The 21,365-nt window shown below is 67.7% G+C and carries 16 protein-coding genes; 7 read left to right on the top strand and 9 right to left on the bottom strand.

Annotated features, from left to right (window positions below; genetic code table 11):
* Positions 1 to 7: 7 nt before the first annotated feature.
* Positions 8 to 358, bottom strand: coding sequence for a hypothetical protein (locus tag ACT2FV_RS05735; RefSeq protein WP_151051341.1), 351 nt, complete (start codon positions 356 to 358; stop codon positions 8 to 10).
* A gap of 194 nt (positions 359 to 552) precedes the next feature.
* On the opposite strand from ACT2FV_RS05735, the gene ACT2FV_RS05730 reads away from it, so the two are divergent.
* Positions 553 to 2,046 (top strand): aminotransferase-like domain-containing protein, encoded by a 1,494-nt coding sequence (locus ACT2FV_RS05730; RefSeq protein WP_151051339.1) that lies wholly within the window; start codon positions 553 to 555, stop codon positions 2,044 to 2,046.
* A gap of 144 nt (positions 2,047 to 2,190) precedes the next feature.
* Here the strand turns inward: ACT2FV_RS05730 and ACT2FV_RS05725 are convergent, their stop codons facing one another.
* The 3 genes from ACT2FV_RS05725 to ACT2FV_RS05715 all read right to left on the bottom strand — a co-directional run bounded on the left by ACT2FV_RS05725 (position 2,191) and on the right by ACT2FV_RS05715 (position 5,524).
* The gene (locus ACT2FV_RS05725; protein ID WP_057928306.1) at positions 2,191 to 2,466 is read right to left on the bottom strand and encodes a hypothetical protein; all 276 of its coding nucleotides are present in this window, start codon (positions 2,464 to 2,466) and stop codon (positions 2,191 to 2,193) included.
* 98 nt (positions 2,467 to 2,564) lie between these two features.
* A complete protein-coding gene (locus tag ACT2FV_RS05720) occupies positions 2,565 to 3,890 on the bottom strand; it encodes a cytochrome-c peroxidase (protein ID WP_444503900.1) in 1,326 nt (441 codons plus the stop codon).
* A 170-nt stretch (positions 3,891 to 4,060) separates the two neighbouring features.
* Positions 4,061 to 5,524: a metallophosphoesterase family protein gene (locus ACT2FV_RS05715; protein WP_444503420.1), complete on the bottom strand. Its 1,464-nt coding sequence runs from the start codon at positions 5,522 to 5,524 to the stop codon at positions 4,061 to 4,063.
* A gap of 181 nt (positions 5,525 to 5,705) precedes the next feature.
* Between ACT2FV_RS05715 and ACT2FV_RS05710 the strand changes: the two genes are divergently transcribed.
* Positions 5,706 to 6,554 (top strand): class I SAM-dependent methyltransferase, encoded by an 849-nt coding sequence (locus ACT2FV_RS05710; RefSeq protein WP_444503419.1) that lies wholly within the window; start codon positions 5,706 to 5,708, stop codon positions 6,552 to 6,554.
* 90 nt (positions 6,555 to 6,644) lie between these two features.
* Here the strand turns inward: ACT2FV_RS05710 and ACT2FV_RS05705 are convergent, their stop codons facing one another.
* The 5 genes from ACT2FV_RS05705 to ACT2FV_RS05685 form a co-directional block, all read right to left on the bottom strand.
* On the bottom strand, positions 6,645 to 6,956 hold the full coding sequence (locus tag ACT2FV_RS05705; RefSeq protein WP_059598873.1) for a hypothetical protein: 312 nt from the start codon (positions 6,954 to 6,956) through the stop codon (positions 6,645 to 6,647).
* A gap of 58 nt (positions 6,957 to 7,014) precedes the next feature.
* Positions 7,015 to 9,036, bottom strand: coding sequence for a BCCT family transporter (locus ACT2FV_RS05700; RefSeq protein ID WP_175815167.1), 2,022 nt, complete (start codon positions 9,034 to 9,036; stop codon positions 7,015 to 7,017).
* Positions 9,037 to 9,319: 283 nt separating this feature from the next.
* Positions 9,320 to 10,507 carry a porin gene (locus tag ACT2FV_RS05695; protein WP_444503418.1) on the bottom strand — a complete coding sequence of 396 codons (1,188 nt, stop codon included), beginning with the start codon at positions 10,505 to 10,507 and terminating at the stop codon, positions 9,320 to 9,322.
* A gap of 126 nt (positions 10,508 to 10,633) precedes the next feature.
* The gene (locus ACT2FV_RS05690) at positions 10,634 to 13,054 is read right to left on the bottom strand and encodes a TIM-barrel domain-containing protein (protein WP_444503417.1); all 2,421 of its coding nucleotides are present in this window, start codon (positions 13,052 to 13,054) and stop codon (positions 10,634 to 10,636) included.
* A 27-nt stretch (positions 13,055 to 13,081) separates the two neighbouring features.
* Positions 13,082 to 14,353 carry an MFS transporter gene (locus tag ACT2FV_RS05685; protein ID WP_444503416.1) on the bottom strand — a complete coding sequence of 424 codons (1,272 nt, stop codon included), beginning with the start codon at positions 14,351 to 14,353 and terminating at the stop codon, positions 13,082 to 13,084.
* Positions 14,354 to 14,803: 450 nt separating this feature from the next.
* Here ACT2FV_RS05685 and ACT2FV_RS05680 point away from each other — a divergent pair, with 450 nt between their 5' ends.
* The 5 genes from ACT2FV_RS05680 to gsiC all read left to right on the top strand — a co-directional run bounded on the left by ACT2FV_RS05680 (position 14,804) and on the right by gsiC (position 21,358).
* The gene (locus ACT2FV_RS05680; protein ID WP_444503415.1) at positions 14,804 to 15,754 is read left to right on the top strand and encodes a MurR/RpiR family transcriptional regulator; all 951 of its coding nucleotides are present in this window, start codon (positions 14,804 to 14,806) and stop codon (positions 15,752 to 15,754) included.
* The gene (locus ACT2FV_RS05675) at positions 15,751 to 16,737 is read left to right on the top strand and encodes an isoaspartyl peptidase/L-asparaginase family protein (protein WP_151048903.1); all 987 of its coding nucleotides are present in this window, start codon (positions 15,751 to 15,753) and stop codon (positions 16,735 to 16,737) included. The genes ACT2FV_RS05680 and ACT2FV_RS05675 overlap by 4 nt, the downstream gene beginning before the upstream one ends.
* Positions 16,738 to 16,764: 27 nt before the next feature.
* On the top strand, positions 16,765 to 18,678 hold the full coding sequence (locus ACT2FV_RS05670; protein WP_151048902.1) for a dipeptide ABC transporter ATP-binding protein: 1,914 nt from the start codon (positions 16,765 to 16,767) through the stop codon (positions 18,676 to 18,678).
* A 129-nt stretch (positions 18,679 to 18,807) separates the two neighbouring features.
* The gene (gene gsiB / locus ACT2FV_RS05665; protein WP_124900654.1) at positions 18,808 to 20,370 is read left to right on the top strand and encodes a glutathione ABC transporter substrate-binding protein GsiB; all 1,563 of its coding nucleotides are present in this window, start codon (positions 18,808 to 18,810) and stop codon (positions 20,368 to 20,370) included.
* A 67-nt stretch (positions 20,371 to 20,437) separates the two neighbouring features.
* Complete coding sequence (gene gsiC, locus ACT2FV_RS05660) at positions 20,438 to 21,358, top strand: glutathione ABC transporter permease GsiC (protein ID WP_124628683.1); 921 nt, start codon at positions 20,438 to 20,440, stop codon at positions 21,356 to 21,358.
* Positions 21,359 to 21,365 lie beyond the last annotated feature (7 nt).

Genomic DNA, 21,365 nt, shown 5'->3' with positions numbered 1-21,365 from the left:
CGCCGCGTCAGGGTTGCTCGCGCACTTGCCGCTCGCCGAGTAGCTGCCTGGACACCCGGTGCAGCCATGCGCGCCACACCGAGAACCCGCCGGACCGAGCCTCGGGTTCCGCGACGGTTGCGGCGACCGGCCCGACACCGGCTGCGGACAATGCCACGTGACCGGCTGTCTCGATCGTCAGGCATTCGCCTTCGTCGAGCACGCGGCGAACGTAATGCGGCGTATCGGGTAACCAGTCGAGCCCGCCGTGACGCAACGTGACCGCGAGCGCGCCGTCGATCACGATGACCTGGCTGTCCTTGTCGAACCACGCAAAGTGGCTTTGCCCGGCGTCGAGCCGGATCTCTTGCGTCCGCATGGCGAGTCCTTTTCCTGGTTGCGCGGCCCGGCGACGGCGGGGCGACAGCGTGCAATCAGGTTAAGGAAACGCGTGCCGGCAGGACAGATTCAGGGGACGGGAATCTGTTACGGTGCAGGCGACGATCTTGATCCTCTGTATCGGTCTGTTTCCCCTGAATCTGTATCTGGCGTGTGCTGGGGCGCGCGGGCACGATGACCCGCATGACGCTCATCACAGACTCGTTCCGAACACCGTTGCCGATGGCCGGCGAGCCGCTTTACGAACGACTCGCCGAGCATTACCGCCGCATCATCGCGGCGGGTACCTTGTCGCCCGGCGACCGGATGCCGTCCGTACGCGCATTCATGGCACAGCACGGCGTGAGCCTGTCGACCGCGATCCAGGCATTTCGGCGGCTCGAGGATACAGGCTGGTGCGAAGCCCGGCCGCGCTCGGGCTATTTCGTGCGGCGGCGCGCGGCCGCCGTGCTCGATACGCTGCCGGAAAGCGACGGGTCGCCGCTGAGCGTCGAGCCGCCCTTCGCGGGACTGCATGAACGCGTGTCGCGCGTGATCGATCGCGCGAATGCGATGCCCGATGCGCTGAATCTCGGCGGCGCGTCCGCGCTGGCGACGCTGTATCCGGCCGAGCGTCTGCAGACGCTGGCGATCCGGTTGCTGCGGCGCAAGCCGACGCTGCTGACCGACGCGGGGCCGGTTGGCGGGTCGCCCGAATTCCGGCAGACGATGGCAAAGCGCGCGCTGTCGTACGGCGTGGCCGTGTCGCCGGACGACGTGATGTCGACGAGCGGCGGCGTCGATGCCGTGAATCTCGCGCTGCGCGCGGTGGCACGCGCCGGCGACACGATCGCGATCGAATCGCCGGCCTTTTTCGGCTTGATCCAGCTGCTCGAAAGCCTCGGCCTGCGTGCGCTCGAGATCCCGGCCAGCCCGACGACCGGACTCTCGATCGAAGCGCTCGACGTGGCGCTGACCGCGTACCCGGACATTCGGGCCGTGGTCGTCGTGCCGAATCTGCAGAACCCGCTCGGCAGTGTGATGCCCGACGAACGCAAGGCCGCGCTGGTCGCGCTGTGCTCGCGCCGCGGGGTGGCCGTGATCGAGGACGAGCCTTATCGCGAGCTCGTGGAAGCGCCGCAGGTGGTGAAGCCCGTGAAGGCATGGGACCGTGACGGCACGGTGATCTATTGCCCGTCGTTCAACAAGGTGCTGGCGCCCGGGATGCGGCTCGGCTGGATGAGCGCGGGCCGCTGGCACGCGCGCGTGAAGATGCTCAAGTTCGCGCACAGCCGGCACAACGCCGCGTTGCTGCAGGCCGTCGCGGCCGAATTCGTCGGCTCGGGTGCGTTCGATCGCCACCTGCACCGGTTTCGCGAGCAACTGCGCGTGCAGCGCGATGTGACGATCGATGCGATCGCGCGCCATTTTCCGGTCGGCACGCGGATGAACCGGCCGCCCGGCGGCATGCTGCTGTGGATCGCGTTGCCGGACGGCGTGCGTTCCGAAGCATTGTTCGATGCGGCGCTGGCACGCGGGGTAAGGATCGCGCCAGGCGCGATCTTTTCGAACTCCGACCGCTTTGACGCGTATATCCGGCTTGCCTGCACGCGGGTGTTCGACACGGCACACGAAGCGGCGATCGAAACGCTCGGCCAGCTGATACGCGACGCGGCGGCCGCCGCGTAAGCGGGACAGGTGTGGAGCGGGCCCGCGCGTTGGCTACCGGGCTGGGCGGTCGTGACGGGGGCACGCGCCGGCCGATCCGGCACGCCGCGTTCACCCTGAACGGCCGCCGCACGGCGACGCGCCGACAATACGATTTCGGCGATTTCATCGGCTGACCGCATGCGCGGCGAGGTGCTGGCGGATCAGCGACAGGTAGCGATCGCCGACCGAGAAGTCGCGTGCGGCACGCGGCCGTTCCGCCTGGCGCAGCGTGGCCGGCGCGCTCATGCCCAGGTACCGGCATACCGCCGACGGGAAAGGCTTGCGTGTATGCCCGAGCTGGCGCGCCGCGCGCTCGACGCGGGCGTCGCCAACCTGCGCACGCAGCCATGCCAGCACTTGGCGATCGGTGTCGTTGACGATACGGACCAGGTGTTCCATCGCGCACCCCACTGTTCATAAATACAGTACTGTAAATATAACCAGTATATGAGGTGGCCGCAAGCGGGCGCGCATCCGCCTGGACGGTCGGTCAGCGTTTAACGCACCGGCGCCGGTGTGCGGGCGGCCGGCGATCCGGTAATCCGGGCGGCAGGCGCGGCGGGCGGGACGATGTTCGCGTAGCGCGCGTCGGTCAGCGTGCCGAGGAACGCGACGATGTCGTCGATTTCCGAGTCGGTGAGTGCTGGCTGCATGCCCGGCCGGCGGTTCATCGGCGTCGAATTGACGTTGATGTTGCCGCGATAGGCGGCCGGCACGTCGTCGAACGTCCTGGCGCCGTGATACCAGTAGCCCGGGTCGGTCGAGCGCGTGTTGTAGAACGCGACCGCGTCGCGCAGCGTCGTGAACACGCCGTTGTGCATGAACGTCTGCTTGACCGCGACGTTGCGCAGCCCCGGCGTGCGCAGATAGCCACACCATTGCGTCGGCTCGGGCCAGCGCAGCCGTGCGGCCGTGTCGCACAGGCCGTTGTCGAAATGGCGCGGATCTCGGTTCGCGGGCAGCGCGCGGTTGCGCGGCACCGCGATCGCGTCGTAGCCGAAATCGGTGAAGAGCGAGCGCTCCGGCCGGCTCGACGTCTCCGTCAGCGTATGGCAACTCATGCAGTTGCCCTTGTCAGGATTGCGGAACAGCGCCAGGCCGCGCATCTCGGCCGGCGCGAGCGGCTTGCGCGTGCGCAGGTACGCGTCGAAGCGCGACGTGAACGGCGCCATGTCGTCGCTCTGCAGATACGCCTCGACGGACGAGCCCAGTGCGCGCACCAGCTGTTCGGGGTCGCGCCGCACCGATGCGCCGAAACGCGCGGCGAGATCGTCCGCCAGTTCGGTGCCGTCGACGTTGCGTAGCAGCGCGGCCGGCGATCGATTGTTCATCTCGTTCGGATCGAACAACGGCCCGCGGATCTGTTCGGCGAGCGTGTCCGCGCGGCCGTCGCTGAAGAGGCCGCCGAACGGCGACGGCGCGGGCGCGTCGTCATCCTGGTAGAAGTGGCGGCGCGGCACGTAGCGCACGTAGAGCAGCGACGGCGCGTTGCGCAGGCTGAAGCGCCCGTGGCGGCTGCCTTCCGGCACGCCGGGCCCCGCGAGCGAAGCGGCCGACAATGTCGGCGCGAACGCGCGTCCCGGATCGTGGCAGCCCGCGCACGACATGCCGCGCGGCTCGGACAGCCGCGGATCGAAGAAGATCCGGCGGCCCAGCGCGACGAGCGTCGGATCGGGCGCGAAACGGGCGGCCGCCGCGTCGACCTTGCCGGTCACCTGCGGCGTGCCGTTGCCGATCGTGCCGACGACACGCGACGGCACACCGGGAAGAAGGATCGTCTCCGACGGTGTGGCATGGGCCGCGAGCGCCGCGCCGGCGAGCAGGGCGGCGGCAAGCACGCGTACCGTCCGGCCAACGCCGGCGACCGGAACCGAAGCGCAAACCCGATGCTCGGCAGCGGTCACCGACGAAACCGTCCGCATCCACGAGCCGGCCATCCGTCGCCGGAGGCCGGTCGAATTCGTCAGATCATCACTCAATCGAACTTCGTCACTCACGGCGCGATGAACCCCGTCTTGTCGCATGCGAGCGTGTTGCCCGACTGGTCGCACGACGCGAGCAGCTTGCCGGCCGCCGAATACGCATGGAACACCCAGCCCGTCGCCGGCGCCGCGCGTCGCTCCATGATCAGGAAACCGAAGCTGTTGTGGTGTGACAGTCGTTCGATCACGGCGCCCGGCGCGGGCGCCAGGCCGGCCGGGAATGGATCGGGCAGCGCGACGTCGAGGTTGTCGCCACCGTTGCCGGACACGATCGTCGCCGGATGCCCGGACGAGAAGTTGATCGCCTGGAAATCGTGCACGTGCCCGTGCAGCGCGACCTGGATGCCGGGCGGGTAGTACGCCTGCGCGTTCAGGCTCGCCATCACCGACTGCAGCGCGAGGTTGCCCGGCGCCGGCGTGCTGCCGGCGATCGGCGCGAATGCGAGGATCGGATGGTGGTTCGTGAAGATCGTCGTCGACATGCCGGCCTTCGACGCGAGCGACGCGACCGTCTGGAACTGCTTCTGGTAGATGCGGAACTGCGCATCGGTCGTCTTCAGCGGATTGCGACCGACCTTTGCGGTGTCGAACACGATCACTTGCGTGCCGCCGCCGAGCGACACCGCATACGGATCCGAGTAGTTCGCGTCGTCGTCGTTGGCCGGATCGTCGCACGAACGGGCTGCCGAATACGGGTGCGGATCGAGGAAGCGGTACCAGCCCTGTCCAGCCCGTGCGCATTCCTCGTGGTTGCCGCGCACGACGACCCACGGCGCCTTCGCGAACAGCGGCGCGGCCGGGCGGAACAGGTCGGCCTGCCACGTATCCCAGCCGTAGCCCCACGGGCTGTCCTTGCAGCCGGCGATGTCGGGCGGGCACGCGTTTTCGCGGTAGTGATAGTCGCCGACGTGCAGCACGAGGTCCGGCGACAGCTTCGCGACGCTCGCCGCGATCGTGTCGAACGGCCAGACCGTCGCGTCGTTGCACGCCTGCCACGCGTTGTCGGCCTTCTTCATCCGGCAGCCGGTGTCGGCGATGATCGCGATGCGCTGCGGCTGCGCTTTCGGCAGCGGCAGCGCGCGGCCCGCGACGCTCGCCGCCCGTGCATCGGTGGGCAGCATCGCTTCGCAGACCGACACCGGGAAGCTCGACGGTTTCGAGTCGGCCGGGGCGCTCGCCGTCGGACGTTGCGCGATGGTCGCGGCGCCGGCACGCAGCGTCATGCGCGACAGCTTGCCGTCGACGGACAACTGCGGACACAGCGGATCGCTCGCGGACACGGGGCTGTAGTTGGTGACCACGCGTGCGATCGCCTGGTTCGCATCGCCGATCTCGACCCACGCGGCCTGAACGTTGATCGCGGCACTGGCCGGGTCGGCGGGCGTATCGATGTGATTCGAACACGCGGACAGCGCCGCGAGGGCAACAAGCGGAGCGCAGCGCACGAACAGCGCGCGGGAGAGGAGTCGTCGCATGGGAGGCACCGTAGGAAAGCCGTCAACGATACGGAACGCGAATGTAAGAATTGTGAAGGATGGGGTGCGAAGACCGACGCGGCGCGCGAGTCGTGCCGCGTTCGCAGCCTTGACCTCAAGCCGGCTTGAAGCAGCATAGTCCGGATCACGGTCAACGATGCGGACAAAAGGAGAATCGACGATGGAAGGAAACCGGACAAACGAAGCGCAGTCTGCGCTATGGAATGGCCCGTCGGGGCTGGCATGGGTCGACGCGCAGCGCTCGCTCGACCGGATGTTCGAGCCGTTCGAGACATTGCTCGCGGATGGGGCGGTGGTGGCGTCCTCGAGCAGCGTGCTCGACGTCGGCTGCGGCACCGGCGCGGTGACGCTCGCGATCGCACGGCGGATTGGCGCGCACGCGCACTGTACGGGCCTGGATATTTCGGCGCAGATGATCGCCGCTGCACGGGCACGCGTCGAACGCGAGGGCGTTGATGCCGACTTCGTGCATGCCGATGCGCAGACGCATGCGTTTGCGCCGGGGCAGTTCGATCTGATCGTGTCGCGCTTCGGTGTGATGTTCTTCGACGATCCGGTGCAGGCCTTCGCGAACCTGCGGCACGCGGCGCGCCCGAACGCGCAACTGCGATTCGTCGCATGGCGCGGCGCCGCCGACAATCCGTTCATGACGACGGCAGAGCGTGTCGCGGCGCCATTGCTGCCCGCCATGCCGGCGCGGCAGCCGGGGGCGCCGGGACAATTCGCGTTCGGCGACCGGCAACGGATCGCGTCGGTATTGTCGGACAGCGGCTGGGCCGACATCGCGATCGAGCCGATCGATATCGCGTGCGCGTTGCCGGTGTCCGAGCTGGACGACTACATCGCGCGACTGGGGCCGGTCGGGCTCGCGCTTCGTCAGGTGGACGACGCGACGCGCCGGCGCGTGATCGATACGGTTCGCGCTGCGTTCGGGCGCTATGTGCAGGACGCGAACCTATGCTTCGACGCGGCGTGCTGGCTCGTCACCGCGCGGGCGCCGTCTGCATGATGCATCGGGAAAATGGCGGCAGCCCGTTGTTCGGCATGCGTGTTGCCGTTCATGCGTGACGAGGCTGCGGCGCCGTGCAAAAGGCAGGTATCAGTCGCGCCTCGCACGCAACATCAGCCAGGCGCAGCTGGCCGCCACGAGCGCGAGCCCGAGCAGCACCGCCTCGACGCCGAGTGCGAAACCGGGCGGCATCTCGCCGCTGTTCGGCACGGGCGACAGGTTGGCGGTGATCGCGATCGCGCCGCCGGCCAGCAGCGCGATGCAGAAGATCCAGTAAACCTTGCCGCGCGGTGCGGCGGTGCGGATCCGCCACAGCGCAAGGCCGACGCCGCCGAGGTAAAGCACCGCGAGCGTCGCGAGCGCGATGAAGTCGCCGGTGCGATTGTTCAGGAGGCTGCTCATGGCATGGCTCCGTCCGCTGCCGCGCGTCGGCTCGACAAGCGGAACGCGGCGGTCGGATTCATTCGGCCTCCGTTGCGTGTCCCGGCGCGCGGCTCAGCAGATGCGTACGCTGGTCGGCTGCGAGCGAGACGTAGCGTTCGTATTGACGCAGTACGTCAGCGATCAGTTCGTCGCCGCGCAGATATTCGATGTCGTAGCCGAGCCGGCCGTCCTCGAAGAACGTGACGATGCCGTACACGTGCGGACGCTCCGCATCCGGCTCGGCCGCTTCGCGTACCAGGAAGGCCGCCGCGGATTTGGCCGTCACGCGCGCGCCGTAGACGAAATCGCGGTGTTCCGCGGTCGGCACGGTCAGCCGCACCGCGTCGTCGCTGTCGCGCTGCACGTGTGCGTCGACGCCGCCCGAACGCAGCTCGTCGGCGACCTTGCGTAGCGCGGGCTCGACGGTTTCCGCGACGAACTGGCGTGCGTCGGCTTCGGTCGTCTGCCGCAGGATGTGGGTCAGGCGATGGCGCCAGTGCTGGCCGGTCCAGAAGCTCGTCGCGGGCGCGACGTCCTGGGAATAGTGCGCGCGATCGGCCGCGAGCCCGCGCCACAGCCCGTAACACAGCGCGAGCATGATCAAGGCGACCGGTAATGCGGCGATCAACGTCATCGCCTGCAGCGCGCCGAGCCCGCCCGCGACCAGTAGCACGGCCGCCGTCACGCCCAGCAGCGCAGCCCAGAACAGCCGCTGCCAGACCGGCGAATGCGCGGTGCCGCGCGTCGCGATCTGGTCGATCACGAATGCGCCGGAATCGGCGGACGTGACGAAGAACACCGCGATCAGCACGATCGCGACGATCGACAGCAACTGCGGAAGCGGCAGGAAATCGAAGAAACGGAACAGCAACGCATCGACACTGCCGGCCGTTTGCGCGAGCGCGCCGGCCGCGCCATGCGTGTCGAGCCAGATCGCGCTGTTGCCGAACACGGTCATCCACACGAGATTGAATGCGGTCGGCACGAGCAACACACCGATCACGAACTGGCGGATCGTGCGGCCGCGCGAGATGCGCGCGATGAACATGCCGACGAACGGTGACCACGATACCCACCATGCCCAGTAGAGGATCGTCCAGCCGCCGAACCAGCCTTCCTCGCGCGGCGGCGCGTACGCATAGGTGCGGAACGACAGGTCGACGAGATTCGACAGGTACTGGCCGATGTTGTCGCCGAGCGCGCGCAGCAGAAACGACGTCGGGCCCGCGACGACCACGAACGCGAGCAACAGGAACGCCAGCAGCAGGTTCAGCTCGGACAGCCGCCGCACGCCCTTGTCGAGACCGCTCGCGGCCGATGCGCCGGCCAGGATCACGACGATCACGACGAGCCCGATGCGAAACGCGTTGCCGCTCGTATCCCAGCCGGCGACCGTATGCAGGCCCGCGCTCAACTGCATCACGCCGTAGCCGAGCGTCGTCGCGATGCCCGCGACCGTGCCGACCAGCGCGAACGCGTCGACCGCGTGGCCGATCCAGCCGTTCACGCGCTCGCGCAGCACCGGATACAGGCCGGAGCGCAGCGTCAGCGGCAAGTTGTAGCGGAATCCGAAATATGCGAGCACGAGCCCCATCAGCCCGTAGATCGCCCACGCATGAAAGCCCCAGTGGAAGAAGGTCATCAGCATCGCCTCGCGCGCGGCTGCCGGTGTGCCGGGGTCGACGGTCGGCGGCTTCAGGAAGTGCTGCATCGGCTCGCCAACGCCGAAGTACATGAGGCCGATGCCCATGCCCGCGGCGAACAGCATGGCTGTCCACGACAGGAAGCTGAACTCGGGCTCGGCGTCGTCGGGGCCGAGCCGGATGTTGCCGAAGTCGCTTGCCGCGATCAGCACGAGGAACACGAGGAACGTGGTGACGGCGAGTACGTAGAACCAGTCGAAGCGCGCGACGACCCATTGCTGGCCGGAGGAGAAGAGCGCGCCTGCTTCGTTCGGGCGCAGCGCGCACACGACGAGCAGTGCACCGATGACCGCGAGCGCGGGCAGCACGACCTGCGGCTTGAATGTCGTGCGGGGCGAGGAACGGGAATCTGGCATGGCTGGCATCCAGTTGTGGGCGCAACGAGGCGCGACGCCGCCCGGCGCGCATGGCGCGCGACGGACCCTGATACGGCGTGCGCCGAGTGTACCGCGGTGTCAGGACTGCATGAAGGGATATGCAGCAGGGATAAACCCGACGAATTGTAAGGTATCGGGGCGATCGCGAAAACCCGCACGCTGCGCGCGGCGTGCGAAAGAGGTCGACGACGAACGTCAACCGGCGCCCCGGACGATGCCGGATCGTCCGGGGCTCAAGCAGGGGAAACGCAGCCGTACGGGTTCAGAACGTCATGGCGATCCCGGCCATGCCGACGAACTGGCCGTGCGTCGTCGACGGCGTGAGCTGCTGCGAATCGCCGACGATCGGCGCCGCGTCGACGATATGGCCGGCGCCCAGCGCGCCGAGCGTCCGCCCGCTCGAATGCGTGTACGCCTGCAGCGCATAGAGCGTCGTGCGCTTCGACAGGCTGTACGACTCCTTCAGCGAATACTGCTGGTAACGGGCCGCGTCCGACACGCCGTTCGCCTTCGACGCGAGCGTGTACGCGAACGCGCCGGCCACCGAGAAGGTCGGCGTGAAGCGGTACGCGGCGAGCGCGCCGTAGGTGTTGAACACGGCCGTGTCCGTGAACGCGGAGCCGTTGCCGGGCAGGTACTTCACGTTCGAGTAGTTGAGGCCCATCGTCAGGTTGCCGAGCGTGTAGTTGCCGGCCGCTGCGACCTGCTCGACGGCCTTCGCGGTCAGGTAGCCCTGGTTCAGCACGGACACCGCGAAGCTGCCCGAAGCCGCGGTCGCCGGATTGAGGAAGCCCGCCGACGAGCCCGAGCTGTTGATGCGCAGGTAGCCGGCCGCGATCCCGACCGGCCCGTTCGCATAGCGCAGCGCGGCGCTGAACGTGTTGCCCTTGCCGGTCGCGCCGGCGATGCCGCCGAACGCGTACATCGCGCTCGCGGTCAGCCCGAAGAGGGTCGGCGACGTGTAGGTGACGGAATTGTTTACGCGGATCGTCGTGTCGAGCCCGTCGATGTCGCCCGGATGCGCGCCCGTCGCGCCGGTCAGCCAGCTGCTCGACGCGTACGGGCCGACCAGCAGGAAGTACGGCGTGTACTGGCGGCCGGCCGTCACCGTGCCGTAATGATCGTTGCGCAGCCCGACGAAGGCCTGGCGGTTGAAGATCGTGCCGGCGGCGGCTTGCGCGCCGGTGTTCAGGTTGAAGCCGGATTGCAGGTCGAAGATCGCGTGCGTGCCGCCGCCGAGATCCTCGTCGCCGCGCAGCCCGAACTTCGACGCATACAGGTTGCCGTCGCGCATGTAAATGTTCGAGTGGCCCTGCTGGTTGTTGACGTACGCGAGCGAATCGTCGACCACGCCGTACAGCATCACGCTGCTCTGCGCATGGGCGGCGGAAGCGCCGAGCGACGCGGCAGATAAAATCAGGATTGCAGAATAGTGGTGCGATGCTTTCATTGACGATCTCCAAGTCTCTTCAAGGGGCGGGAGGCTGATCGGCCTCCTCTTTGGTGGAGTGGAGGGGCGGGCCGTGTGCGCGGCCCGCCCGATCTGAGGGTTCGGCGTCGTCCCGCGCTTGCGCGGTCAGTCGTCGAGTGCCACGACGACGCGACGCCACGCGCCGTCCCGCGCATCGTGTTCGACGCACGCACCGCGCACGGCAAGCGCGCCCTGCAGCGATGCCGGCAGCAGGATCTCCACGCGCTCGGCAGGGCGGTTCATGCGGCCATCCCAGCGGACCGACACGCCGAGTTCGCCGGACGCCGTGCGTCCGGTCTCGACGCGCCACAGCCCGTATTCGCCGTCGCGCCATGCTTCCGTTTCGCCGTCGTCCTCGACGCATTCGCCGTACGCAACGCCGTCCTCGATGCGCGGCGCGACGAGGAAGCCGCGCGTGTCCGCGCGTGCGCCGAACCGTTGCTCGGCGACGTTCAGCGGCAGCACGCGGCCTTCGCGCAACAGCATCACCGGCGTGTCGAGCGGCGCGGGCAGCGTCACGTTCGCGCCGCCGTCGAACGACTGCGCGCTCGCGCAGCACAGCCAGCGCGCACCGGACGGCAGGTAGACCGCGCGCTCCGTGCGGCCCGGCTCGACGACCGGCGCGACCAGCAGCGCGTCGCCGAGCATCATGTCGTCGCATTCGTCGTAGCAGCGCGGGTCGCCGGGGAAGTCGCCGAAGGTCGGCCGCAGCACCGGCTCGTAGCGCGTGGTCGACAGCCACAGCAGGTGATAGAGGTAAGGCAGCAGCCGGTAGCGCTGCTTGAGCAGCGATGCGATCCGCGCGGTGATCTCCGGATACATCCATGGTTCGTTGACGGTTCCGTCTTCATTCCACGAATGGATGCTGAAGCGCGGCATGAAGATGCCGAACTGCACCCAGCGCAGCAGCAGCTCGGGCGACGGGGCGGGGCCGGAGAAGCCGCCGATGTCGTGACCGATGTTCGACACGCCCGACAACGCGAGCCCGAGGCCCATCTTCAGGTTGTAGCGCAGCGTTTCCCACGACGTGTAGTTGTCGCCGGACCAGGTCTGCACATAACGCTGCATGCCCGCGCCGCCGGAGCGCGACACGAGGAACGGCCGCCGCGCCGGCGCATGCGCGCGCTGTGCGTCGCGCGACGCGCGCATCATCAGCATCGTCTGCAGCACCTTCGCCTCGCGTGCGGGAAACGGCTGCCCGAAGCCGTGCGCGATTGCGTCGGGCGACCAGATCTCGTATTCGTTGTTGTCGTTCCACGTCGACTCGATCCCGTAGTCGAGCAGCGCCGACGTGACCTGCTCGCGCCACCAGTCGTAGGCGTCCGGTTGCGTGAAGTCGAGATACGCGCCAACCTCGTCCCAGAATTGCACCCATGCCGGTTCGCCGGATGCCGAGCGGATCAGCAGCCCGCGCCGCGCGGCGTCGTCGAACGCCGGGTGGTCGCGCAGCAGGCACGGCTTGATGTTCGCGCACAGGCGGATACCGTGGTCGCGGTAGTGCTTCACGAAACCCTTCGCGTCGGGAAACTTCTCGCGGTTCCAGTTGAACACGTAGCGTTTCTCGCCGATCGACGTATAGCCCGACGACAGGTGGAACGAATCGCACAGAATGTCGTGCGATTCGCACCGCTCGACGAACTGGTTCATCTGCCGCTGCGCGTCCGGTGCGTCGGTGTAGCTCATCGTCGAGCCCGAATAGCCGAGCCCCCATTTCGGCGTGCGCGCCGGGCGCCCGGTGAGCCACGTGAAGCGCCGCGCGGCCGTGAGCGGCGTGTCGGGCGACGCGATGAAGTAGTAGTCGAGATCGCCGTGCTCGGCGACGAAGTAGCGGTAGAGCCCGTGGTAGTTGTCGAGCTCGCGGCCCATGTCGAACGCGCAATCCGACAGCGTGTCGTAGAACAGCCCGAAGCCCTGGCACGCGTCGGGCGACCACGTGACGTAGAACGGAATGTGCTTGTAGAGCGGGTCCGTGTGCTTTGCGCTGTAACCCATCGCGTCGATGTTGCGCATCTCGAAGCGCGCGCCGGTGCGGTCGAGGTCGCCCGCGCGCTCGCCGAGACCGAACACCTTGTCGCCGCGCTCGCGAGCGACGTAGTGATAGGCGCGATCGTCCCACCAGCCGAAGTTGTACGCCTGCGTCGCGCGATCGGCGAGCACGACGCGCCACGTGCCGTCGGCGCCGCGCATCGACCACGTGCAATGGCCGCCTTGCCGGCTTACCGTGAGGCGGATCTGCGCGGTTTCGATGCGCACGCCGCCGTCGTCTTCGACGAAGTCATAGGCCGGCTGCGCGAAGCCGCTCAGGTCGAGACGGTCGCGCCCTTCGAGCGGCACGTCGTCGAGGCCCGGCGCGATGGTCCAGGTGCGCGGGTTGCGCGCCGTCGCGTCGGGCAGCACGCGCACGCGCACGATGTCGTCCTCGAGCACGAAGATCTCGAGCGTCGCGTCCGCGTCGGACGCGAGCAGCACACGGTTCGCCTGCCGGTCGGCGACGTGGAACACGGGCGGATGAAGAAGCGAAGTCATGAAAGCGATTCCTGGTGAAGACGGAGGTCAGGCGTGCTGCGCGAGCAGGCGTTCCTGCTTCGACTGCCCGCGGATCAGCACCGCGAGCAGCGCGACACCGATGATGTCGAACAGGCCGAGGCACGCGAACAGCGGTGCGTAGCCGATCTTGTCGGCGAGCGCGCCGACCAGCAGCGAGAAGCCGAGCCCGCCGATCCATGCGGCCATGCCCGCAAAGCCGCTGGCGGTGCCGACTTCCTCGGGATCGAACACGTCGGCCGACAGCGTGTTGACGAGCGCGGAGATCATCTGGTGCGCGAAGCCGCCGACGCAGAACAGGCCGATGGCCATGTACGGCGACGACACGAGCCCGATCATCGCCGGCCCGAGCATCAGCACCGCGCCGAGCGCAACGCCGGCGACACGCGACCACACGAGCGGCAGCCTGAACCGGTTCGCGAGGTAGGGCGAGAGATAGCCGCCGGCGATGCCGCCGAGATCGGCCGCGAGAAACGGCATCCACGCGAAGACGGCGATCTGCGCGAGCGCCATGTGGCGTTCGGTGGCGAGGTACAGCGGAATCCAGAAACTGAAGGTCTGCCACGCGGGTTCCGCGAAGAAGCGCGGCAGCGCGATCGCCCAGAAACGACGCGCGGTGACGACGTCGCGAATCCGGCGCTTCGACGCGGCCGGCATCGTGGCCTGGCCGTCACGGATCAGCGTGCGCTCCTGTGACGTGATGCGCGGATGATCGGCCGGCGACCGGTACTGCGTGTACCAGAGCGCGGCCCACACGAAGCCGAGCGCGCCGGTGACCATGAACGCGGATTGCCAGCCGAATCGCATCGACAGGAACACGACGAGCGGCGGCGCGATCGCGGCGCCGAGCGACGTGCCCGCATTGAAGTAGCCGACCGCGACGGATTTCTCGCGATCGGGAAACCATTCGGCGACGGCCTTCATCCCTGACGGAATCGCGGCGGCCTCGAACAGCCCGAGCAAGCCGCGCAGGATGCCGAGCGACAGCCAGCCGGACGCGAAGCCGTGCGCGACGCCGACCACCGACCACAGCATCGCGAACAGCGCGAACCCGACCCGCAGGCCGATCAGGTCGACGATGAACCCGCATACCGGCTGCATGATCGTATAGCCGATCTGGAACGCCCCGACGATATACGAGTATTGCTGCGTCGAGATCGCGAACACCTGCTTCAGTTCCGGTGCGAGCACCGCGAGGGAATTTCGCGCAAGGTAGTTGAGGATCGTGCCGAGACATACCAGCACGATGATCCACCAGCGCAACGCCTTGACTGTTTTCACTGCTGTCTCCTGAGCCATGCAAGTCGCCCGGCTGGGGCGTCTTATGCGGTCATATTTGTACGATGTCAGATCTTCATGGGCGGCCGATTGACCTGGCTTCTACCGGAATTGGCGCATTCGATCGAACATTTCGCTGCTGTTGAAAGCCAGCGTTATCTGACGACTGATCATTTTCGAGCATCCTATGTTCGAATTCGAATCAGGTCAACGTGAATCTGCATTCGAACGAACATCCTCGGGGTATTCCCGATAGGTTCGCGGACGGGATCCTCGGTGCGTTGCGCGACGAGGGCGGCGAATGCCGGCTGGACGGCAATCGAGCGGTCGTCGCACGACCAACTGCATCAGGCGGGCCCGGCAGGGGGCGTGGGAACCCTGATGAAAATTTATTTTTTTCCGGTCGGCAGATTGTGTAAATTGATTTTCATCAACCTTGCAAAACCATTCGCAATGACGCCTCTCGTTCCGCACGATGCCAGTCACGAGGAATCCGCGATCGCGGAGCGCATCGCCTCGGCCATGCCGCGGATGACGCCAATCCACCGCCGGATGGGCGAGTTCGTGCTCGCGAATCCGTTTCGCGCGGCGACGATGCGGATCGACGAGCTGGCGCAGGCCGTGAACGCGTCGATCGCGACCGCGAACCGCTTCGCGAAGGCGCTGGGTTTCGACGGCTATCCGGCGATGCGCGCGGCGCTCGTGCGCGGCTTTGAGGCGACGCTCGGCCCGGTCGAGCGGCTGCGTTCCGCGCAGGAGCAGGAACAAGAGGGGGGCGTGCGCGGCGCAGCGTGGATCGACGCGGTGTTCGACCAGGCCGTCGCGAACATCGAGAACACGCGTGCGCAGCTGGATGCGGCCGACGTCGAGGCGGCCGTCGAGGCGATCGTCGGCGCGCGGCGCGTGCTGATTCTCGGCGCCGGTTCGAGCGCGTTTCTGACCGGACTGATGGAACACGGATTGTCGGTGTGTCACGACAACGTGCAGTCGCTCGCGCTGCTCGGGGGGCCGTCGCATGCGGCGCGGCGCCTGTATACGGCCGACTCGCGCGATCTCGTGATCGCGCTCGCGTTTCCGCGCTACGTCAAGGACACGATCGAGCTGGCCCGCCGCGCGGCCGCGCGCGGCGCGCGCGTGCTCGGCATCTCCGACGGGCCCGGTTCGCCGCTTGCACCGATCGCGTCGCTGAATCTGTATGTCAAGGCCGAACGGCGTTTCGCGGCCACGTCGGAGGCGGCCGTGCTGACGATGATCGAGGCGCTGATCGACGCGGTCGCGCTGCGCACGCACCGCTCCGCGAAGTCCGCCGCCGAAATGACCGAATTCCTGTTGCCGTGGCTGATCCACCCGCAAGCGGTGCCGCCGGCCGCCACCCCTTCTTCCTCCGGTACGAAAAAATCATGACTTCACCCGCGATCGTCGCGATTCATGGCGGTGCAGGCACGATCCTGCGCGATGCGATGGACACCGACACCGAACGCCAGTACCGCGCCGAACTCACCGCGATCCTGCTGGCCGCGCAACAGGTGCTCGCCGATGGCGGCAGCGCGCTCGACGCCGTCACCGTCGCCGTGCGGCTGCTCGAGGACTGTCCGCTGTTCAACGCCGGGCGCGGTGCCGTCTATACGGCCGAAGGCAAACACGAACTCGACGCGGCGGTGATGGACGGCACGACGCTCGCGGCCGGCGCGATCTGCTGCGCGACCCGCGTGCGCAATCCGGTGCTCGCCGCACGGCGCGTGATGGAGGCGAGCGAGCACGTGCTGCTGGCAGGCGCGGGCGCCGACGCGTTCGCGGCCGCAAAGGGCCTCGAACTCGCCGAGCCCGGCTACTTCGACACCGAGGCGCGTCATGCACAGTGGGTCAAGGCGCGCGCGGCGGCCGGCACGATGCTCGATCACGATGCCGCGACCTTCGCGTTCGGCGCCGGGCAGCCGGCCGAGCCGCTCGATCCCGATCGCAAGCACGGCACGGTCGGCGCGGTCGCGTGCGACGTGCACGGCCATATCGCGGCGGCGACGTCGACCGGCGGCATCACGAACAAGCAGCCCGGCCGCGTCGGCGATTCGCCGATCATCGGCGCCGGCTGCTATGCGGACGACGCGACCTGCGCGGTATCCGCGACGGGCACCGGCGAGATGTTCATCCGGCTCGCGACCGCGCATGACGTGGCCGCGCAGATGGCCTATCGCGGCGCATCGCTCGCCGATGCCGCGCACGACGCCGTGATGAACAAGCTGTCGCGCCTGGCCGGGCGCGGCGGGATCGTCGCGGTCGACGCGCACGGCAACGTCGCGATGCCGTTCAACACGGAAGGGATGTATCGCGGCTACGCGCGCGTCGGCGAGACGCCCGTGGTCGGCATCTATCGCGACGATGCGGCCTGATTCCGGATCGTACGAGGAGACCTTCGCATGACTTCGAGCCGAACCCCGTCCGCGCTGGTGCTGCCGGAGCAGCGCGTCGTCGCCGTCGACGACCTGTCGGTCATGTTTCGCCGCGAAAACGCGACGTTCGATGCGGTGCGCAACGTGTCGTTTCACGTCGATCGCGGCGAGACGCTCGCGATCGTCGGCGAGTCGGGCTCCGGCAAGTCGGTCACGTCGCTCGCGCTGATGCGGCTCGTCGAGCATGGCGGCGGCGAGATCACGAGCGGCCGGATCGCGTTGCGGCGTCGCGGCGGCGCGCTCGTCGACCTCGTGCGGGCGAGCGCGGCGACGATGCGCGGGATCCGCGGCGCGGACATCGCGATGATCTTCCAGGAGCCGATGACGTCGCTGAACCCGGTGTTTACGGTCGGCGACCAGATCAGCGAGGCGATCGCGCTGCACCAGTCGAAGAGCGCGACCGAAGCCCGCGCGGAAGCGTTGCGGCTGCTCGATCTCGTGCGCATTCCGGAGGCGCGCCGCGTGTTCGCGCGCTATCCGCACCAGTTGTCCGGCGGGATGCGGCAGCGCGTGATGATCGCGATGGCGCTGTCGTGCCGGCCCGCGCTCCTGATCGCCGACGAACCGACGACCGCGCTCGACGTGACGATCCAGGCGCAGATCCTGCAACTGATCCGCGGCCTGCAGGACGAAATGAACATGGGCGTGATCTTCATCACGCACGACATGGGCGTGGTCGCCGAGGTGGCCGATCGCGTGCTCGTGATGTATCGCGGCGAGAAGGTCGAGGAGGGCGAGTCCGAACGCATTTTCGCGACGCCCGCGCATCGCTATACGCGTGCGCTGCTCGCGGCCGTGCCGCGGCTCGGCTCGATGCAGGGCACCGATAACCCCGAGAAATTCCCGCTGCTGAAGGTGGACGGCGCGAGCGCGGCCACGCCGGCATCTGCCGCGAACGACGCGGTCGCGGCCCCCGTCGCCGGGCAGCCGCACGTCGATCCGGCCGCGCCGCCGATCCTGCGCGTGCGCGATCTCGTCACGCGGTTTCCGGTGAAGAGCGGTGTGTTCGGCCGCGTGTCGCAATACGTGCACGCGGTCGAGCGCGTGAGCTTCGAGCTGCGCGCGGGCGAGACGCTCGCGCTCGTCGGCGAATCCGGCTGCGGCAAGTCGACCACCGGCCGCTCGCTGCTGCGCCTCGTCGAATCGCAGAGCGGCTCGATCGAATTCGACGGCCGCGACATCAGCGCGATGAAGGGCCATGACCTGCAGGCGCTGCGCCGAAACATCCAGTTCATCTTCCAGGATCCGTTCGCGTCGCTGAACCCGCGCCTCACGGTCGGTTTCTCGATCATGGAGCCGCTGCTCGTACACGGCGTCGCGAGCGGCCGCGAAGCGCAGGCGCGCGTCGATTGGCTGCTCGAGAAGGTCGGCCTGCCACCGGAGGCCGCACGCCGCTATCCGCACGAATTCTCGGGCGGCCAGCGTCAGCGGATCGCCATCGCACGCGCGCTCGCGCTGAATCCGAAGGTCGTGATCGCCGATGAATCGGTGTCGGCGCTCGACGTGTCCGTGCAGGCGCAGATCGTGAACCTGATGCTCGACCTGCAGCGCGAGCTGGGCGTCGCGTATCTGTTCATCTCGCACGACATGGCCGTCGTCGAGCGCATCAGCCATCGCGTCGCGGTGATGTATCTCGGCCAGATCGTCGAGATCGGCCCGCGCCGCGCGGTGTTCGAGGCGCCGCAGCATCCTTATACGAGGAAGCTGATGAGCGCGGTGCCGGTGGCAGACCCCGCGCGCCGGCATGCGCCGCGCCAGCTCGCGGCGGACGAGATTCCGAGCCCGATCCGCGCGGTCGGCGACGAGCCGATCGTCGCGCCGCTCGTTGCGGTCGGCCCCGATCATTACGTCGCGGCGCATCGCGTCGGCGGCGCGTATTGATTGCACGGCGAGTCGGATATGGACCGCAGCTGCGCACGCGCCAGGCAACGGCGTCATTTTCCCGAGCGGATGCAGTCACGCCGCGATTTCCACCACGCGTTACCGAATCATCCAAAGGAGCCAGACAAAATGAACAAGTCGAATTCGTTCCCGATGTTCCGTCCGCGCGCGTTGTTCGCCGCGGGGGCAGGCGCGCTCGCGCTGTCGGTCGCCGTGCCCGCGTTCGCGCAACAGAACGTCGTGGTCGCCGTGTACTCGACGTTCACGACGATGGACCCGTATGACGCGAACGACACGGTGTCGCAAGCTGTCGTCAAGTCGTTCTACGAAGGGCTGTTCGGCTTCGACAAGGACATGAAGCTCGTCAACGTGCTCGCGACGAGCTACCAGGCGTCGCCCGATGCGAAGGTCTACACGGTCAAGCTGCGCCCGGGCGTGAAGTTCCACGACGGCACGGATTTCAACGCCGAGGCGGTGAAGGCGAACTTCGACCGCGTGACCGATCCGGCGAACAAGCTGAAGCGTTACGGGCTGTTCCGCGTGATCGAGAAGACCGAGGTGGTCGATCCGATGACGGTGCGCTTCACGCTGCGCGAGCCGTTCTCCGCGTTCATCAACACGCTCGCGCATCCCTCGGCGGTGATGATTTCGCCGGCCGCGCTGAAGAAGTGGGGGCGCGACGTGTCGCTGCATCCGGTCGGCACGGGCCCGTTCGAGTTCGTCGAATGGAAGCAGACCGACGACATGAAGGTGAAGAAGTTTGCCGGCTACTGGAAGAAGGGCTATCCGAAGGTCGATTCGATCGACTGGAAGCCGGTGGTCGACAACAACACGCGCGCCGCGTTGCTCAAGACCGGCGAGGCCGATTTCGCGTTCACGATCCCGTTCGAGCAGGCTGCCGACCTGAAGAGCAATCCGAAGGTCGAGCTGATCGAGCGGCCGTCGATCATCCAGCGCTACATCTCGCTGAACACGCAGAAGAAGCCGTTCGACAATCCGAAGGTGCGTGAAGCGCTGAACTACGCGGTCAACAAGGAAGCGCTCGCGAAGGTCGTATTCGCCGGCTACGCAACCCCGCAGACGGGCGTCGCCCCGGTGGGCGTCGAATACGCGACCAAGCTCGGGCCCTGGCCGTACGATCCGGCGAAGGCGCGCGCGCTGTTGAAGGAGGCCGGTTATCCGAACGGCTTCGAGTCGACGCTCTGGTCCGCGTACAACCATTCGACGGCGCAGAAGCTGATCCAGTTCGTCCAGCAGCAGCTCGCGCAGGTCGGCGTGAAGGTGCAGGTGCAGGCACTCGAGGCCGGCGAGCGGGTCGCGAAGGTCGAGAGCGCGCAGGATCCGGCGACGGCACCGGTGCGGATGTACTACAGCGGCTGGTCGGCCTCGACGGGCGAGGCGAACTGGGCGCTGTCGCCGCTGCTCGCGTCCACGTCGGCGCCGCCGAAGCTCTACAACACCGCGTACTACAAGAACGGTGCCGTCGACGACGATCTCGCGAAGGCGCTCGAGACGACCGACCAAGCGAAGAAGGCCTCCCTGTACGCCGACGCGCAGAAGCAAGTGTGGGCCGACGCGCCGTGGATCTTCCTGGTGCAGGAGAAGATCGTCTATGCGCGCAGCAAGCGCCTGCACGGCATGTACGTGATGCCGGACGGCTCGTTCAACTTCGACGAAATCTCGGTGAAATGACGGCGATTCGCCCGTTGTGCGGCGCCGGCGGCGCGAGCTGTCGGCGCGCTGATTCGATCGGTGCCCCATGCTGAATTTTCTCGTCAAACGCCTGTTCGGCCTGCTGCCCACGCTCGCGATCGTCGCGGTGCTGGTGTTCCTGTTCGTGCACCTGCTGCCGGGCGATCCGGCGCGGCTCGCGGCCGGCCCGGAAGCCGACGACGCGACGGTCGCGCTCGTGCGCGCCGATCTCGGGCTCGACCGGCCGCTGCCGGCGCAGTTCGCGAACTTCTTCGTGAAGATCGCGCACGGCGATTTCGGGACGTCGACGCGCAGCAAGCGTCCGGTGTCGACCGAGATCGGCGAGCGCTTCATGCCGACGCTGCTGCTGACGCTCATCAGCATGGTCTGGGCGACGGCGTTCGGGATGGCGATCGGGATCGCGTCGGCGGTATGGCGCAACCGCTGGCCCGATCGCCTCGGGATGACGATCGCGGTGTCGGGCATCTCGTTTCCGGCGTTCGCGCTCGGCATGCTGCTGATGGAGATATTTTCGGTGAAGCTCGGCTGGCTGCCCGTCGTGCCGGACGGCACGTGGAAGAGCTACGTGCTGCCGTCGCTGACGCTCGGCGCCGCGGTCGCGGCCGTGATGGCGCGCTTCACGCGCGCGTCGTTCGTCGAGGTGCTCAACGAGGACTACGTGCGCACCGCGCGCGCGAAGGGTGTGCACGAGCCGATGGTCGTGCTCAAGCATTGCCTGCGCAACGCGATGATCCCGGTCGTCACGATGATGGGGCTGCAGTTCGGCTTCCTGCTCGGCGGCTCGATCGTCGTCGAGGCCGTGTTCAACTGGCCGGGGCTCGGGCGCCTGCTGGTCGACGCGGTGACGATGCGCGACTACCCGGTGATCCAGGCGATCGTGCTGCTGTTCTCGCTCGAATTCATCCTGATCAACCTGACCGTCGACGTGCTGTACGCGGTCATCAACCCGACCATCCGGTTCAAGTGAGGCGCGC

It is taken from the genome of Burkholderia sp. PR2, assembly GCF_052372875.1.
Classification (GTDB): domain Bacteria; phylum Pseudomonadota; class Gammaproteobacteria; order Burkholderiales; family Burkholderiaceae; genus Burkholderia; species Burkholderia diffusa.
Note: the sequence above shows the minus strand (reverse complement) of the source record. Positions and strands in the feature narration are given on the sequence as shown.